Here is a 17,870-nt window from a genome sequence, read left to right on the forward strand (position 1 = left end):
GAGGTCGCATCGCATCGGAAGATGCAATGCGGGTGGGGGATTTCCCTCCGCGTGCACCGCCGTTGCGGCTGCCCCACCCCAACCCTCCCCCGCAGGCGGGAGAGGGAGCGCACCGGCTCCGTGATCGGCGCTTTGCGGCACGCCGCCGCAGTTTTGACGCGAGCATTTCGCCCGTGCCATGATCGCGCTGCACCTGGAATCACGAAGCTCTGAACTGACGAAGGATCCCGCATGCTCTTGCGTCGTCTTGCCGTGCTGCTCGCGGCCTCGTTCTCGGCCCTCTCAGCGGCAAGCACCGCGCACGCGGCGCGCTGCGGTGGCGATTTCAATACCTTCATCGCGGGCGTCTCGGCGGAGGCGCAGAGCGCTGGTGTCTCGGGCGGCACGATCAGCCAGGCACTGTCGGGCGTGACGCTCGATCCGGCCGTGCTCGCCTTTGACCGCCGCCAGCGCTACACCTTCAACAAGAGCTTCGAGCAGTACGTCTCGACCCGCGTCGGCGCGGGCCGTATCAATGGCGGCCGTGCCATGCTGCAGCGGCACGCCGCGCTGCTGTCGCGCATCGAGCAGCAATATGGCGTGCCGCGCCAGATCCTGGTCGCGATCTGGGGGCTGGAGACTGATTTCGGCAAGGGCGACATGGGCAAGCTGCCGGTGATCCGCACGCTCGCGACCTTGGCGCATGACTGCCGCCGCACCGAATTGTTCCAGGGCGAGTTGCTGGCGGCGCTGAAGATCGTCCAGCGCGGCGATCTCACTCTGCGCGACCTCGTCGGCGCGTTCGCCGGCGAGATCGGGCAGACCCAGTTCCTGCCGTCGTCCTACATCAAATACGGCGTCGATTTCGATGGCGACGGCCGCGTCGATCTGCGCCACTCCACCGCCGACGTGCTGGCCTCGACCGCGAACCTGCTGCACAGCAACGGCTTCAAGATGGGCGCGCCCTATGACGAGGGCTCGGCCAATTTCGAGGCGATGCGCGAGTGGAACAGGGCGGTGATCTACCGCAAGACCATCGGCTACTACGCCGATCAGTTGATCGGGCGGTAGCGCTATCCGTCGCTCGCGACGTGCGCCAACGCCGCGCAGGCATGGCGAGTGACGGGGATCGCTTCAGAGGAGACGGGTCATGTCGCAGTCGCCGCCACGACCGTTCGCCGCGTTCGTTACCCGGGTCCAGCGCCAGAACGGGCTGCGCGCTGCGATCACCTCGGCCTATCGCCGCGCCGAGCCGGAGTGCATCGGGCCGCTGCTCGATCTCGCCGCGCTTCCGGAGGAATCGTCGGCGCGAGCGGCCGATCTCGCGCGCGATCTCGTCCTGCGTCTGCGCGGGAAGGCGCAATCCGGCGGCGTCGAGGGACTGATCCACGAATATTCGCTGTCGAGCCAGGAGGGCGTCGCCCTGATGTGCCTGGCCGAGGCGCTGCTGCGGATTCCGGACACCGCGACGCGCGATGCGCTGATCCGCGACAAGATCGCGACCGGCGATTGGCGCGCCCATATCGGGCACAGCCCGTCGCTGCTGGTGAACGCCGCGACCTGGGGCCTGATCGTCACCGGCAGGCTGACGGCCGCGGCAAGTGAGGATAGCCTGGCCTCGGCCGTCACGCGGCTCATCGCCCGCGGCGGCGAGCCGATCATCCGCAAGGGCGTGACGCTCGCCATGCGCCTGATGGGCGAGCAGTTCGTTGCCGGGCAGACCATCGACGCGGCGTTGTCCAACGGCCGGCCGTGGGAAGCGCTGGGCTTCCGCTACTCCTACGACATGCTCGGGGAGGCGGCGACGACGGCGGACGACGCCGCGCGCTACTTCGCGGCCTACGAGACGGCGATCCATGCGATCGGGCGTCATTCGGCCGGTGCCGGCATCTACGAAGGACCGGGCATCTCGATCAAGCTCTCGGCGCTGCATCCGCGCTATGTCAGCATCAAGCGCGGCCGCGTCATGGGCGAGCTGCTGCCGCGACTGAAGCAGCTGGTGCTGCTCGCGCGGCGCTACGACATCGGCCTCAACATCGACGCCGAGGAAGCGGACCGTCTCGACCTGTCGCTCGATCTGCTCGAGGCGCTCTGCCTCGATCCGGATCTCGCCGGCTGGAACGGCATCGGCTTCGTCATCCAGGCCTATCAGAAGCGCTGCGCCTTCGTCGTCGATTGGCTCATCGACCTCGCGCGGCGCTCGCAGCGCCGGCTGATGGTGCGCCTCGTCAAGGGCGCCTATTGGGACAGCGAGATCAAGCGCGCCCAGGTCGATGGCCTGGAGGACTTTCCGGTCTTCACGCGCAAGCACCATACCGACGTGTCGTACCTCGCCTGCGCCCGCAAGCTGTTGCGCGCGCCGGACGCCGTGTTCCCACAGTTTGCGACGCATAATGCGCGAACGCTGGCATCGATCGTGGAGATGGCCGGCCCCACCTACGAGCGCGGCCAGTACGAATTCCAGTGCCTGCACGGCATGGGCGAGCCGCTCTATGAGGAGGTCGTCGGGCCGGCACGGCTCGGCCGCCCGTGCCGCATCTACGCCCCCGTCGGCTCGCATGAGACGCTGCTGGCCTATCTGGTGCGCCGGCTGCTGGAGAACGGCGCCAACACCTCCTTCGTCAACCGCATCGCCGATCCGGCCGTGTCCGTCGACGATCTGATCGCAGATCCGGTCGCCGTCGTTCGCATGTCGGAACGCATGGGCTCGCCGCACGACAAGATCAGGCGTCCGCCTGAGCTGTTTGGCCCGGGCCGCGTGAACTCGGCCGGATTCGATCTCTCCGATCAGCGCGCGCTGGCGCGTCTCGGCGAAGGTCTGGTCACGAGCGCGAGCCTCGATTGGACGGCTGCGGCGCCGGGAGCGACGACCAGCGAAGGCGCGCGCCGCATTCGCAATCCCGCCGACCGCCGTGACGTCGTCGGCGCGGTCAGGGATGCCGCGCCTGCCGAGATCGAGGCGGCGCTGTCGCGTGCGGCGAACGCCGCGCCGGCCTGGGCCGCGACCAGCCCCCACGCGCGCGCCGCATGCCTGCGTGCCGCGGCCGAGGCGATGGAGGCGCGTCGTCTCGTCCTCATCGGCTTGATCGTCCGCGAGGCCGGCAAGACCTTTGCAAACGCCGTCGGCGAGGTGCGCGAAGCCGTCGATTTCCTGCGCTATTATGCGAGCGAGATCGAAGCGCTGCCCGACGGGGACATTCCCAGGCCGCTCGGTCCCGTGGTCTGCATCAGCCCGTGGAATTTTCCGCTCGCGATCTTCACCGGCCAGGTCGCAGCCGCACTCGCGGCCGGCAATCCGGTGCTGGCGAAACCTGCCGAGGAGACGCCGCTGATCGCCGCCCAAGCGGTTCGCATCATCAACGAGGCGGGCGTGCCGGCGGATGTCCTGCAATTGCTGCCGGGCGACGGCCGCGTCGGCGCCGCGCTGGTCGGCGATCACAGCGTGCAGGCCGTGATGTTCACGGGATCGACCGCCGTCGCGCGGCTGATCCAGAAGCAGCTCGCCGAACGCCTGACGGTGCATGGACAGCCCGTGCCGCTGATCGCGGAGACCGGGGGCCAGAACGCGCTCGTCGTGGATTCCTCCGCGCTTGCCGAGCAGGTCGTCGGCGACGTCATCGCCTCGGCCTTCGACTCCGCAGGCCAGCGCTGCTCGGCGCTGCGCATCCTGTGCCTGCAGGACGATGTCGTCGATCGCATCCTGTCGATGCTGCGCGGCGCCATGCGCGAGCTCGAGCTGGGCAACCCGGCTTTGCTGTCGGTCGACGTCGGACCGGTGATCAGCGAGGAGGCGCGCGACACCCTCTCCGCCCACGTGGCGGCGATGCGCGCCCGCGGTCATGCCGTGGAGCAGCTGCCCCTGCCGCCGCAGGCCGCTCACGGGACCTTCGTTGCTCCGACCATCATCGAGATCGCCAGGATCTCCGATGTCGAACGCGAGGTGTTCGGGCCCGTGCTCCATGTCCTGCGCTACCGGCGGGAGCGACTCACCGAGCTCATCGATGCAATCAATGCAACCGGCTACGGACTGACCTTCGGCGTCCATTCGCGCATCGCGGAGACGATTGCCCGCGCCTCGAGCCGCATTGCGGCCGGCAACATCTATGTCAACCGCAACGTCATCGGGGCGGTGGTCGGCGTGCAGCCGTTCGGCGGCTCCGGCCTGTCCGGGACGGGGCCGAAGGCGGGCGGTCCGCTGTATCTTCGACGGCTGTTTGCGTCGCCGCCGCGCCAGACGCCCGGATTGTCCGGTCGCCCCGACGAGGCCGTGCGCGCCTATCTCGGGTGGTTGCGCGCAAGGGGGCATGCGAACGCGGCGCGTGATTGCGAGGCCCATCTGTCACGCACGCTCGCCGGCGTCGAAATCGAGCTGGCGGGTCCGGTCGGCGAGCAGAACATCTACTGCATCAGGCCGCGCGGTGCAGCGGCCGCGCTGGCGCGCACGGAGGATGCGCTGCTGATCCAGCTCGGCGCCATTCTGGCCACAGGCAACCAGGCGATCATCGAGGCATCGAACCCCGCGCGCGCCGCTCTGGATGGTCTCGCCGATCAGGCGCGCGGCCGCATCGCAGTCGTGGAGAGCTGGCGGGCGGTCGAGGCTCTCGACGCAGTTCTCTCCGACGGCGATGCGCCGGAGCTCATCGCACTTGCAAGGGAGCTGGCGGCGCGCGCCGGGCCGATCATCCCGCTCGTCGCCAGGCGCGCCGCGGACGGGGGCTACGACATCGATCGGCTGGTGACGGAGAGCAGCCTCTCGACCAACACGGCGGCGGCCGGCGGCAATGCCAGCCTGATGTCGATCGGATGAGCGGACGCAGCTATTCCGTCTTGAGCTGGCTCAGGGCCGCGGGACAGGATAGGGGATGAAGAGCTCAGCTCTGCTGATGCCCTGTTCGTTCTGATCGAGGACACCTTGATGTCGACCATCCTGTTCAAGAATGCCGCGCTGCTCGACCCGCTGCAGCCCGACTTGCGCGAGGGCCATGACGTGCTGGTCGAGGACAATCTGATCAAGGAGGTGTCGGACCGGCCGCTACGGGCGAGCGCCGATCAGACCATCGATCTCGACGGCAAGACGCTGATGCCGGGCCTGATCGATCTGCACGTGCATGCGATCGCGGTCGAGCTCAATCTCGCACAACAGGTGCAGATGCCGAACGTGCTGGTCACCCTGCGCTCGGCGCTGCTGCTGAAGGGCATGCTGCGGCGGGGTTTTACCACGGTGCGTGATGCCGGCGGCGCGGGCTATCCGCTGAAGCAGGCGGTCGATACCGGCCTCACCGAAGGTCCGCGGCTGTTCGTCTCCGGCCGGGCGCTCAGCCAGACCGGCGGCCATGGCGACATGCGGTCGCGGACGGATTTCCTGTCCGACAACGCACCCTGTCCCTGCTGCGTGCGCGTCGGTGCGTTGGCCCGGGTGGCGGATGGCGTCGATGCGGTGCGCAAGGCGGTGCGCGAGGAGCTGCAGATGGGCGCCGACCAGATCAAGATCATGGCGTCCGGCGGCGTGGCCTCGCCGACCGATCCCGTCGGTGCGTTCGGCTACTCGGAGGACGAGATCCGCGCCATCGTCGCCGAGGCTCGCGCGCGGCAGACCTACGTCCTGGCGCATGCCTACACGGCGGAAGCCATCGCCCGCGCCGTCCATTGCGGCGTGCGCACCATCGAGCATGGCAATCTGGTCGACCTTCCGACCGCGCGCCTGATGGCCGAGAAGGGCGTCTATGTCATCCCGACGCTCGTCACCTATGAGGCGCTCGCCAATGAGGGCGCGCAGTATGGCCTGCCGCCGGAGAGCGTCGCCAAGATCGCCGATGTGCGCGATGCCGGCCTGCGCTCGCTCGGCATCTACCGCGACGCCGGCGTCAAGATGGGCTTCGGCAGCGACCTGCTCGGTCCATCGCAGCGCCTGCAGAGCGATGAATTCCGGATACGCGCAGAGATCCTTGGTCCCCGCGAGGTCATCGCCAGCGCGACCGTGATCGGCGCCGAGGTGCTGGGCATGGAGGGCAAGCTCGGCCGGATCGTGCCCGGCGCCTTCGCCGATCTGCTCGTGGTCGCAGGCAATCCGCTGCGCGACGTCTCATGTCTGCTCGGCCAGGGCGAGCACATTCCGCTGGTGATGAAGGCGGGCAAGGTGCACATCGACAGGCTGAACGCCTGACAGCCGCTGTGCTCAGCCTGCTGCAACCTCCTTCAGGACGCTGTGCGGATCGCGCGCGAACCGCCCGAAGCGCAGCGCCAGCGTCGGCAGCACCAGCAGGTTGAGGGCCATCGAGGTCAGGAGTCCGCCGAGGATGACCACGGCCATCGGCCCCTCGATCTCGCGGCCCGGCTCGCCGGCGCCGAGGGCGAGCGGCAGCAGGCCGAGGCCGGTCACCAGCGAGGTCATCAGGATCGGCACCAGGCGGTCGGCGGCCCCGGTGATCGCGGTCTCCAGATTCCAGGCGCGGCCTTCGGCGACGACCAGATGCTCGTAATGCGAGATCATCAGGATCGAGTTGCGCAGCGCGATCCCGAACAGCGTCACGAAGCCCACCATCGAGCCCAGCGACAGCACGCCGCCGGTCAATGCGACGGCGATGACGCCGCCGACGAAGGCGAACGGCAGGTTGATCAGCACCAGCACCAGGTTGCGCCAGTGCCCGGTGACGAAGGACAGCAGCAGCACGATGCCGATCGTCGCCAGCAGCGAATTCACCAGCAGGTCGCGCCGCGACTTGGCCTGCGCCTCGGCCGCGCCGGTGAACTCGACATGCGCGCCCGGCGGCAGCTTGACCTCCTTGGCGATCTTCCGTTTGGCCGCGGCCACGAAGGATTCGAGATCGCGCTCGGCGACATTGGCGGTCACGGTCTGAACGCGCTGCCCATTGCGATGAAGCACGACGTAGCGCCCCGCGGTGCCGTAGATGTCCGCGACCTGCTTCAGGAGAATGTAGGCGCCGCTCGGCGCGCGGATCGGCATGTTGCCGATCTCGGTCGGGCGGGCGCTCGCATCGGGGTCGAGCTTGACGATGACGTTGAAGACCACGTTGCCTTCATAGGCCTGTCCGACGACGTCGCCCTGATAGGCGGTGCGGATCAATTCCAGCACCTCCACCGCATCCAGGCCCCAGGATTGCAGGTCGGTCGGGCGCAGGGTCACGTTGACCTGCGGCATGCCCGGCGGCGACTGCTGCTGAATGTCGATCGCGCCCCAGACCTCGCCGAGCTCGCGCGCGATGTCGCGCGCCGCGCGCTCGAGATCGTCGAGATCGGGGCCGAACACGTTGATGACCACGGCGGCGTTGAAGCCGGACAGGGTCTCCTCGATGCGCTCGGTCAGGTAGGTCTTGATCGACAGGTTGATACCGGCGAAGTTGGCGAGCGCGGCGCGGATGCGCTGTTGCGCCAGCTCCTGCTGTTCGCCGGACAGGCCCGGCTTCAGGTCGACCTCGATCTCGCTCGAATGCGTGCCCGCGGTATCGACGCCGGCTTCGGCGCGGCCGGCATGCTGCGCCACGCTGCGGACCTCCGGCACGCCCTGCAGGGCCTCGGCGATCAGCGTGCCCAGCCGCAGCGATTCGTCGAGTGAGGTGCCTGGCAGCGTCGAGACATGGAGGATCAGATGACCCTCCTTCAGGTCCGGCAGGAAGGTGCCGCCGAAGAACGGCACCAGGCTTGCGCCGGCGGCGGTCACCAGCACGGCCGTCGCCATGACCGATTTGGGAAAGCGGCCGAGCCGCCGCAACAGCGTCTCGTAGGAGCCGCGCGACCAGCGCACCAGCGGCGGCTCGCGTTCCTCGCGCGGCTTCCGGCCGGCCAGCAGCAGCATCGACAGCGCCGGTGTGACCGTCAGCGCGACGATCAGCGAGGCCACCACGGCGAGGATGTAGGCGATGCCGAGCGGCCCGAACAGCCGGCCGGCGAGGCCCGGCAGCGCAAGGATCGGCACGAACACCAGGAGCACGGCGAAAGTCGCATAGGCGACCGCGCTGCGTACCTCGAGCATGGCATCGTAGACCACGCGCGCTTCGCTGCGCGGCGACGGCAGGCCGCGGTTCTCGCGCAGCCGGCGGACCACGTTCTCGACGCCGATCACGGCATCATCGACCACCTCGCCGATCGCGATGGCGAGGCCGCCGAGGGTCATCGTGTCCAGGCTCTGTCCCATCCACTGCAGGGCCAGCACGGCCGAGAACAGCGACAGCGGGATCGCGGTGCAACTGATGACGGAGGTGCGCCAGTCGTAGAGGAACAGCAACAGCACGATGATGACCAGGGCGCCGCCGATCAGCAGCGCGTACAGCACGTTCTGCGTCGCTGCATCGATGAAGGTCGCCGGGCGGAACAGATCAGCGTGCAGCCTGACCTTCTCGCTGTCGAGCGCCGGGCGCAGCTCCCGCAGCGCGGCCTCGACGCGCGCCGCGACGTTGCGGGTGTTGGCGCCGAACTGCTGGCTGATCATCATCATGATGCCGGGCTGGCCGTTGATCAGCGCGCCCCCGATCGGCGGCTCCGGCGCGTTCACGACCGTCGCGACGTCGCCGAGCACCACGCTGGCGCCGCCCTGGTGCAGCAGGACCGTCCGGGCCAGCTGCTCGGGTGTGAGCGACTGGCCCTGTGTCTGCAGGATGACCCGTTGATTGGCGGTGTCGACGAAGCCGGCACCGCGCACGCCGGTGGCCTTGCGCGCGGCGGCGACGACGTCGTTCATGCCGACGCCGAAGCGGACAAGGTCGTCGGACCGCACCTGCACCTGCAGCGATCGGATGTCCCGGCCATAGGTCGTGACCTGCGCCACGCCCGCGACGGCCAGCAGCCGTCGGCTCACGGTCCAATCGGCGATCGTGCGCAGATCCATCAGCGAGCGCTGCTCGGAGGTCAGCCCGATCGCCAGCACGGTGCCGGCCGCCGGCACCAGCGGCGTCATCGATGGCGCCCGCACGCCCTGTGGCAGGCTGCCGGCGACGACCGCGAGCCGCTCGGTTACCAGTTGCCGCGCCCGGAAGACCTCGGTGCCGGGCTGGAAAATGACCGAGATGACGGACAGGCCCTGGATCGACGACGACCTCATGCTCTCGACGCCGGCGAGACCGTTGATCGCGATTTCGATCGGCTGCGTGACCAGCACCTCGACCTGTTCCGGACTGAGCCCGGGGGCCTCGGTCTGGATCGAGACCTGCGGCGGGGCGAATTCGGGAAAGACCGCATAATTCGCGCCGCCCAGCGAGAAGATGCCATACGCCAGAACAGTGCAGGCCAGCGCCAGCACGATGCCGCGGAAGCGGATGGCAAACGAGATCAGCGCCGCCTGGGGGCCGGCTGCGGCGCCGCGAACGCCGTCAATCATCATCGCCGCCGCCGCGAAGCTCGCTCTTGGCCTCCTCCGACAACAGCACCTGCGCGCCGCGCAGGACGATCTCGGAGCCCGACGGAATGTCCTGCACGACATAGTCGTCGTCGGACACCGGCTGGTCGGTGCGGATCGGATGGCGCTTGAAGAGCTCGGGACCGGCGCGCAGATAGACCCACGAGCGGCCCTGCCATTGCACGATCGCGGTGTCCTCGACGAAGACGCCGTCGAACGACTTGCCCGAGGGCACGTAGGCGGTGGTGTTCATCCCCGGCAGCAGCCCGCTGTCGCCGGCGGCGACGAAGTAATAGCTCACGCCCTGGATGCGCGGATCCGTTCGCGGCGCAGCCGACAAATAGCGCAGATCGATGTTGGCGCTGCGGGTGGGCGCCTGCGCCAGCGCGCCGCGCGGCGGCCCGGCCAAGGTCACGCCGGGCGGCAGCGTGACCTGCACCAGCAGCTGCTCGCGTTCGATCAATTGCACGACCTGCGGCGAGCGCTCGATGATGCCCTTTCCGATGACCGCGCCCCATTCCTGCCGCGCCGTCGCCATCAGGGTCTTCACTTGCGATTCCGCGGCAGCCAGGGTGGCCTGATCGGTCCGGAAGGTGCCCTCCGCCGCTTCGGCGTCCTTGCGCGGCATTGCTGCCGATTGCACGAGGTCGCGGGCGCGCTCGAATGCGAGCCTTGCGACGTCGAGTTTCGCTTGCGCAGTCTGCAGCTGCGCCTGGGCATTGGCGTAGTTGTTGGTCAGGTCGGTCAGCCTGCCGACGTCCAGCACCGTGCCGTAGGCGCGAAACTGCTCGGGATGGGATTCCGCAGCCAGCACGGCGGTCTGGAGTCCGATCTGCTTCTGTTGCGTTGCAGAAAGCCTGACCGTTGCCGGTTCACGGCCTGCCGCGCCGTCAGACTGCGCCTGCGCGCGCGACGACAGGGAAACCAGCGTGAACAGCATGGCACCGCATGCGGCCGCAGCTCTCGTCCGTTGCCTCACCATGCAGTCCCGGCCCATCGATCGGGGAAACGTCTGGACGACGTCGATGTCATTGCGACAACAGCTACTTCAGCTTCGAGGGTGTTTCAAGCAGCGCCGGCCGGGAGCCGCCGCATAGGACCCAGCGACATCCCCGGACTTCGTCGGGCCATCGCGCGCGTCCTGTCCGCGCCGCTTCCGTCGATGCGATCACGGTACCTGCGGAGGGAGCGACGCAGTGCAATGCACGCCGGCACCGATGCTTGTGGCGCCTGTCTCGCAAGCGAGCCGCATGCGCGGCAGGCAAGTGGCCGAACCTGGACCGCAGCCGCGCTGCGGCGGGAAGATCGGGCGTTCGGCATGCGTCCCGATATTTCTTCTTGAGTGTTAGAAGTATTCTTAGACACATTCCAGCGTATTCGTCCGCAACCCAAGCTTGTTGCCGGCCACACGCGCCGCGCTACACGAAAAGCCAAGACCAACAAACTTCTTAGGCACGATTTTCCTCATCGAACGACCCGGGATTTTTTCCCGATTCTCCTACGGGAGCGAGAATCGTCACATTCATCTACCTGTCGGGTCATTGATGTGACCTCACTTCGCCATACCCCTCCGCAACGAGTCGGGAGTTCCGTCGACGTTGCAGCGAGGCAAGCTTGTCCACTCTGAACCCACTCTCCGATCGCCCGGCGCACCGTGATCACGCGCAGGGCCATCCTTGTCGGTCAGCCTCTCGCCGCGCTCGTGCCGACGTCGCGGCCGACTTCAGAGAAGGATCTGCGCGATGAGCCAGCTGGTGAATGTGCGGCCCAACGAGGCCGGCGCGGGCGATCGCAAGGCGCAGAACAGTGCAGCCGATCACGGCATGCGGCTGCTTGGTGTTATCGGCGCGGCGGCCCTGGAGCCGCAGTCGCCGACCGACGCCTGGGCGTTCTCGACGAGCGAAGTGCTCGGCACGGGATCGGCCGTCGAGCCGTTGCAGGACGTGCTCGGCAGTCTGACCGAGATCATTCGTGCCGAGGGCTCCCCGGCGGAGCGGCAGCCGGATCATCCATTCGCCGACGATCACGGCTTCACGCTCGACCAGGAGGAGCTGGCGGGTTTGCCGGGCGTGGTGCTCAATACCTTCGATGTCGACGGCCCGGTGTGGCTCGCCGTCGAGGCGCTCGCCGCGACGGAGTCGCCCGCCATCGACGACGATCTCAAAACCTGGGTCGAGCCGTCGTCCGACCCCGACCGTCGTCCATCGCAGCACGAGAGCATCCTGGTCACGGTCGACGAGATCGAGAAGAACCGCCTCACCTTTGCCCGCCACGCACGGCCCGAGGATTTTTCGCCGGCCCCGGCGCTGGGCGCCTGGACTGGACGGCTGCGCCTGGAGCAGCGCCCTGACCTCGTGCAGCGGATCGAGCGCTATATCAGCGGGCCATGGACCGTCTGGGCCGACACCGAGCGCATGCGCCGCCGTACCATGGCGATCCACCAGCAGCTGCGCGACATGGCCGCCGCGATCCGCGCCGATCAGGCGATGGAGGTCCTGTGGGGCATCGCGCTGTCATCGTGGCGGCAGGGCGGGCGCGAATTCGAGTTGCCGCTGTTCGAGCGCGCGGTCGAGATCGAGATCATCGCGCGTCCGGATGCCGAGGTCAGGGTCCGGCCGCGCTTCGTCGGCGCAACCGTCAATTTGAGGGCGCTCGATGCCGTGGCACCGGACGCGGCGCTTGCCGTGCGCGACAGGTCGGACCGCCTGGTCGAGGTGCTGGAGCAGCGCGCAGAGCTGTCGCCATTCACGCCGATCGGCCTCGATCAGATCCTGAGCGCCGCAGGCGTGCAATCCGGTCACAAGCCGTCGCGCAATCCTGTGCCTTCGGACGGCGCGCCGGCGATGGAGGCCGCGGAGGCCACGCTCACGTCGGGACGCTGGGCCATCTCCGCGCGGCGTCGGCCGGAGAGCCTCGCCCTGCGCGACATCGACTGCCTCAAGAACGCGATCGTGCATGCGCCGCAAAGCGAGTGCTGTCTGTCGGAAGCCGTGAGCGCGCTGCTGTCGCAGCCGGATGGACGAGGGCACGCCAATTTGCGCCGGCATCTGTCCAGTGTCGTCGGTGGCCCGATCGACCTTGCGCCTGCGCCCAAGCCTGCCGCCATCGAGCAGGGAGATCTGTTCTTCCCGTTGCCGGCGGTCGTGGAGGATGTCGAAATCGTGCGCGAGCTGTCCCGGTCGGATGGCCTGATGGTCCAGTCCGTCGCACGGGACGATCGGATCACGGCGCTCGCCAACGTCGTCTGCCATCACCTCGCGCTCGGCTCGCGCGTCCTCGTCGTGTCCAGGGACGAGGCTGCACTTTCCCTGCTGCATCAGAAGCTGCCGCCGGCCATTCGCGAGCTGACCGTCAGCTCGACGGGCTCCGACAAGGACGTGCTCAGGAAGGCCGAAGCCCTGGCCGGCCGGCTGCAATCGATCCTGGACGCGACCAATCTGCGCGACCATGTCGGTCAGATCGGCCGGCTCGAGCGCGACATCATCTCGAAGCGCACGCAGATCGCATCGCTGGACGACGAGATCGCCGAGATCGTCGGGCGCAATCTGCGGCTCGGCGGCGGCTTGCCGGAGCTGCCGTTCGATCTGTTCGATGCGCTGATCGGCGAGCAGGCCATTCATGCCTGGTTCACCGACCGGCCGAAGCGCCTGCTCGCGGCTACGGACCCGCTCGTCACGGCGGTCGACAAGGCGCGCGAAGCGCGGCTGCGGCTTGCCACTGATCTCAAGCATATCGATGACGAGTTGCCGGAGCTCGCGGCGCTTCCCGATACCGCCGCGATCCTGCGTCTGCACGCGGAGCTGCAGCACCAGGCAGGGCTGACGTCGGACGCAGGCCGCGACGAGGATCTCGCGCTCGACGCCATCGCGACCTTCGGGCTTGACGCAACCACCCGCCTGGCGGCCGACCTCGATGCGCTGGTAGCCGGCCATCGCGCCATCGCCGAGGAGACCTGGCTCGCGCGGCTGTCGCCGCTCGGTGCCGCAAAGGCTGACGCTCCCGCAGGTCTCGACAAGGTCGTGGGTTGGGCGCGTGATGCCTCGTTCCAACTGTCGCGGAGCGCCGAATTCGCAAGGCGCCAGGTGCAGGCGCCGGTCGAGGCGTTCACCAGGAAGGACGCGATCCGAGTGGTCGAGCGGCTTGCGGCCGGCGAGAAGCCGTTCGCGCGCTTCTCGCCCTCGCGCCGCGCGCTGAAGGCCGCCGTCGAAGCGATCACGGTGGACGGTGCCGCGCCGTCGAAGCCGGCGGACTGGCAATATGTCGGGCGCTTCCTGCTGTGGCGCCACGACCTGCATGCGTTGCGCGCGCGCTGGACGTCGATCGCGGCGCAGATCGATGCACCCGCGCTTCAATTGGAATCGGCGCGGACGTTCGATGACCTCGAGCACATCGTCAAGAGCGTCGAGGCCGCCATCGTGACGGCCGCGCTCGCCGTCCGCAACGTGGCCGATGCCTGCTGCAAGCTGTCGATGCCGGACGGCGAGGTCAGGGCGATGCTGGCGGATGCGCAGCGGCTGGCCGCGTTCGGCGCGGCGATCCGGACCGTCATGACGCGCGTATCGGGACCGCTGGTCGAGCTTGCGCGGCTGGGCGAATTGTTCGCCCGGGCGGGAGAGCTTGCCGTCTCCGTTCAGGATGACGTGCTGTCGCGGGTCGGTGACGCCGAGACGGAGCCCGAGGAGCTCGAGACGCGGTGGACAGGCATTCTCGCGACCATGGAGAAGATCCGCGAGGCCAGCGCGGACTACGAACTCGTCAGGACCGCCTGCCGGATGGCGACTGCAGCGGGCGCGCCGAGTCTGGCGCAGCGGCTGCGGTCCGCGCCGGCCGCGGGCGAGGCGAAGGATGCGGCGACGCTCGCGGAATGGGTGGCGGCCTGGAATTGGGCCGTGCTGATGCGGATCGAAAGTGCGGAGGAGCGGCAGCTGCTGCATGACCTCGCGGCTCAGCGCGCGCGGCTGGAGACGCGGTCGCTGGCCCTGTTCGAAGCGGTGATCGGCGCCCGCATGTCGCTGGGCATCGCGCAGAATGCGGGCGGCGCCGTCAGGCAAGCGGTGAAGCGGTTCAGGGACTCGATGCAGAAGATGGCGTCGGCCTGCTCCGGCCCGACCGCGCGCCGACTTCGGTTTGCCGCGCGCAGGTCTCTGGACGGCTGGCTCGAGGAGATTCCCTGTCACGTGATGCCGGCCTGGCGTGTCGCCGAGTTGCTGCCGGCCCGGATCGGCACCTTCGATCTTCTGGTCATCGACCACGCCTCCCGCTCCGATCTGCGCGAACTGACGGCGATGCTGCGGGCCCGCAAGGTTCTGATCAGCGACGAGCTTCACGACGACGGGGCCGTGGTCGAAGCCGGCCGCAACGATACTGTTGTCAAACGCACCGAGACGAACACGCAGCGCCGCGTTCCGCCGGCGCTGCGGCGGCTGCTGATGCCGGGTGCCTCGCTGCGCGATCTCGCCGAGATCCTCTTTCCCGATCGCAGGATCGAGCTGCGTGCGCGCCCTGCCGGCGTCGGGGCAGCCTCGGTCCCAGCTCCGCTGCTGCCCGCTGATACGTCCAGGCCGGCCGATGCACCGGCCGCCGAGCTGCCGCGGCCGGCCCGCGCGCCGGCGCCGAAGCAGCGGCCGCAGCCACGGCAGGTCATCACGACGCACTCGCTCGAAGAGGAGATCGCCACCGTCGCGAAATATCTGTCGATGGCCCGCCGCTCGGGGACGGACATCGTCACGGCTGCCGCGGCCAAGCCCAGCGCGCCCGCGATACCGCAGCGGGCCGAGAGCCGCGCGGCTGCGCCCAAGCCCTCGCCGGAGGTTCGCGTTCTGCGCCGGCGTCCGCCGCGCGAGCCGGCCGCGGACATGGTGACGCCGGTTGTGACTCCGGCTCCGCCCGAGCTTCCGGCCGTCGCGCAGCCGGCCACGGCCGAGCAGACCCAACCGCGCGCGGCCGCCGTCACTGAAGCGCCGGTCATTGTCGCCGATCGGTTTGCGGTGCCGCAGCGCCCTGCCGAAAAGAAGGTGGTCACGGCGGAGATCGAGGCGGAGTCCACGAGCGCCGCGCCGGCAGAGCCCGTGAAGCCTGGCGTCGTTGCGATACCCGCTGCGGCAGCGGCTTCTGCCACCACTGAGCCCGCCGCCGCTGCTGCGGCTCCAGCCTCTGCTGCGACTTCTGCAGCGCCGGCGACAGAGATCAAGATTCATCCCTCCCTCGTCGAGATGGCGTTCAAGTCGACGGAGAACGCCGCGGCACCACGCCGCCGTCGGCCGAGCCGGCGGGTGATGGCATTTGCCGCGGCCGGACTGCTTGCAGTCGTCGGTGCGGCGGTGTCCTGGGAGCGCGCGTCGGAATGGGTCCAGCTGTCCCTGAGCGGTGCCACGGCAGCGTCGGCTCTGCCGAGCGAACCGGGCGCCCATAAGGTCAATGCAGAGCGGATCACGCCGGAGGCCAAGCCGGTGGTTGTCGCCGCGGCCGAGGAGCATGCCACGGTCGGCATGAGCGTGCCGGTTAGCATACCGGCGCAGGCGTTCCTCTATCATGAGGATCCGCAGGATCCGAAGGGCAAGCGTTATCCGGGCAAGGTCACCTGGTCGATCGAGCAGAGCAAGGGGCCGCGACTCGATGCGGCGCCGGCGATCAAGGGTGAGATCGAGATCGAGAACGGCACCAAGGCCACGATCTCGCTGCGGCGGAACGCCGACATGGAGATGCCGGCGAGCCACGTCATGGAGCTCAAGTTCGACTGGCCGGATCAGTCGGTGAGCGGCCTCAACAGCCTGAGGGGCATCGGCCTGAAGGGCGAGGAGGCCGAGCGCGGGACGGCGCTGGTGATCCAGACCGCCAGGGTGACACCGAAATACTTCATGGTCGCGCTGTCTGCCAACGAGGTCGATACCAAGCGCAATTTGATGCTTCTCAAGGGCAAGCAGTGGTTCGACATTCCGATCGTCTACGAGGGCGGCAACCGGGCGCTGCTGTCGATCGAGAAGGGATCCGACGGCGACCGCGTGTTCAAGGACGTGTTCGCCAGCTGGGGTCAGTGACGGGGTTGGCGGGCATCACGAGCGAGGACAGCATGAGCGAGAGTTCAGCGTTGCAATGGCTGCGGGCTCCCAAGCTTGCCGAGGATGCGCTGCCGGAGGATTCCCGCGCGGTGGCCTGCCGGCGCTGCGGCCGTACGGTGCAGGTCTCGCTCAGCCCGATGCGTCCGCCGAGCTTCCTGCGCGTCGAGGATCAGGTCGAGTGTCCCGAGGTGCAGGAGCGCTGGACCGGCAAGAGCGAAGGCGGGCTGCTGCTGATGATGTGCGGCGCGCTCGAGCAGTCGCTCGACGCCGAATGGGAGATCGCAGAGCCGGAGAGTGCGGCTCGACGAGAACCTGCAGCTATCTCTCCGGTGCGTCCGCGCCCGTCGCTCGCGCCGGCGGCGTCCCTTCCGGACAGATGGGACGACGGCGGCGACGATGATCAGGAGGAGACGGGTGAGGGCGGCCGGCTGAAGGCCCTGTTCGCACCGGCTGCAGGAGCTCGCAAGAAGCTGATCCGTGGAGCGCTCGGCGTCGTGGTCCTCGGCATCGTCTTCCTCGGCGGCGTGCTGCTGCCGCTACGCGAGATCGGGCTGCTGATTCAGGCGCCGCCTGGGTCGGCCGGATCGTCGAGCTCGCAGCGGGAGGCGCAGTCTGCCGCGCCGCTGCCTTCGCCGCGCCGGATCCTGTTGGAAGCCGCCAGCGCGCCCCAGGACGCCTCGCGATCGCCGTCCAGCGCCTTCATCGCGCCGCGCCAGGCGGCTCCGCCCCTCGAGGCGACGCTGGCGCGATCATCCGACACCGCAGCCATCTCGCGGCCCGCGCCGGAAGCCGAGTCGAAGTTGCGCGTGCCTGAGCTGGTCGCGATCGCCGGCGGCAGTTTTGCGATGGGTGGCGACGACGAGTCCGAGCAGCCGGCGCATCAGGTCAGCGTGCGGCCGTTCTCGCTCGGCAAGTATCCCGTCACGATCGGCGAGTGGAGGCAGTGTGTCGCGGCGGCAAGCTGCGCCGACATCGCGACCGGTGCGGATGATCGTCCGGTCACCAACCTGAGCTACGACGACACCCAGGCCTATCTCGGCTGGCTGTCGAAGGCGACCGGCAAGTCGTTCCGGCTGCCGACCGAGGCCGAGTGGGAATACGCCGCGCGCGGCGGCCAGCGCACCCGCTATTGGTGGGGCGATCGCATGCGCCCGGGCATGGCCAGTTGCAGGGGGTGCAACGGCGCCGGCGAGGCCGAGACGGATCAGCCGCCGAAAATCGGCAGCGTCCAGGCCAATCCTTACGGCCTGTTCGACATGGGCGGCGGCGTCGGCCAGTGGGTCGCCGACAATTGGCACAAGAACTACAAGGGCGCGCCGGCGGACGGATCGGCCTGGCTCGAGGAGAGCAGCTATGCCCGCGTCATCCGCTCGGGATCGTGGAAGAACGGCGCCGCCGATGCGCGGGCCGGCAGCCGCGACCGCTATGACGGCCGCATCCGGCATCCGACCCTGGGTTTCCGCGTCGCGCTCTCACCATAGGGG

General features: G+C 68.7%; 7 protein-coding genes. 5 read left to right on the forward strand and 2 right to left on the reverse strand.

What is annotated here, in order from left to right; all coding sequences use genetic code 11:
• Nucleotides 1-231: 231 nt before the first annotated feature.
• The 3 genes from QX039_RS22150 to QX039_RS22160 all read left to right on the forward strand — a co-directional run bounded on the left by QX039_RS22150 (nucleotide 232) and on the right by QX039_RS22160 (nucleotide 6,142).
• On the forward strand, nucleotides 232-1,050 hold the full coding sequence (locus QX039_RS22150) for a lytic murein transglycosylase (RefSeq protein ID WP_315736401.1): 819 nt from the start codon (nucleotides 232-234) through the stop codon (nucleotides 1,048-1,050).
• A gap of 79 nt (nucleotides 1,051-1,129) precedes the next feature.
• Complete coding sequence (gene putA, locus QX039_RS22155) at nucleotides 1,130-4,786, forward strand: trifunctional transcriptional regulator/proline dehydrogenase/L-glutamate gamma-semialdehyde dehydrogenase (protein WP_315736402.1); 3,657 nt, start codon at nucleotides 1,130-1,132, stop codon at nucleotides 4,784-4,786.
• A gap of 108 nt (nucleotides 4,787-4,894) precedes the next feature.
• On the forward strand, nucleotides 4,895-6,142 hold the full coding sequence (locus QX039_RS22160) for an amidohydrolase family protein (RefSeq protein WP_315736403.1): 1,248 nt from the start codon (nucleotides 4,895-4,897) through the stop codon (nucleotides 6,140-6,142).
• A gap of 12 nt (nucleotides 6,143-6,154) precedes the next feature.
• Here the strand turns inward: QX039_RS22160 and QX039_RS22165 are convergent, their stop codons facing one another.
• Together QX039_RS22165 and QX039_RS22170 are read right to left on the reverse strand one after the other, a co-directional pair.
• Complete coding sequence (locus QX039_RS22165) at nucleotides 6,155-9,310, reverse strand: efflux RND transporter permease subunit (RefSeq protein WP_315736404.1); 3,156 nt, start codon at nucleotides 9,308-9,310, stop codon at nucleotides 6,155-6,157.
• Entirely contained in the window at nucleotides 9,303-10,310 is a 1,008-nt protein-coding gene (locus QX039_RS22170) for an efflux RND transporter periplasmic adaptor subunit (protein ID WP_409998877.1), read from the reverse strand. The genes QX039_RS22165 and QX039_RS22170 overlap by 8 nt, the downstream gene beginning before the upstream one ends.
• Nucleotides 10,311-11,070: 760 nt before the next feature.
• On the opposite strand from QX039_RS22170, the gene QX039_RS22175 reads away from it, so the two are divergent.
• Complete coding sequence (locus QX039_RS22175; protein WP_315772356.1) at nucleotides 11,071-16,365, forward strand: AAA family ATPase; 5,295 nt, start codon at nucleotides 11,071-11,073, stop codon at nucleotides 16,363-16,365.
• Nucleotides 16,366-16,397: 32 nt separating this feature from the next.
• A complete protein-coding gene (locus QX039_RS22180) occupies nucleotides 16,398-17,867 on the forward strand; it encodes a formylglycine-generating enzyme family protein (protein WP_315772358.1) in 1,470 nt (489 codons plus the stop codon).
• Nucleotides 17,868-17,870 lie beyond the last annotated feature (3 nt).

Origin of the sequence: Bradyrhizobium sp. SZCCHNR1043 (genome assembly GCF_032489675.1) — a bacterium.
GTDB lineage: Bacteria > Pseudomonadota > Alphaproteobacteria > Rhizobiales > Xanthobacteraceae > Bradyrhizobium.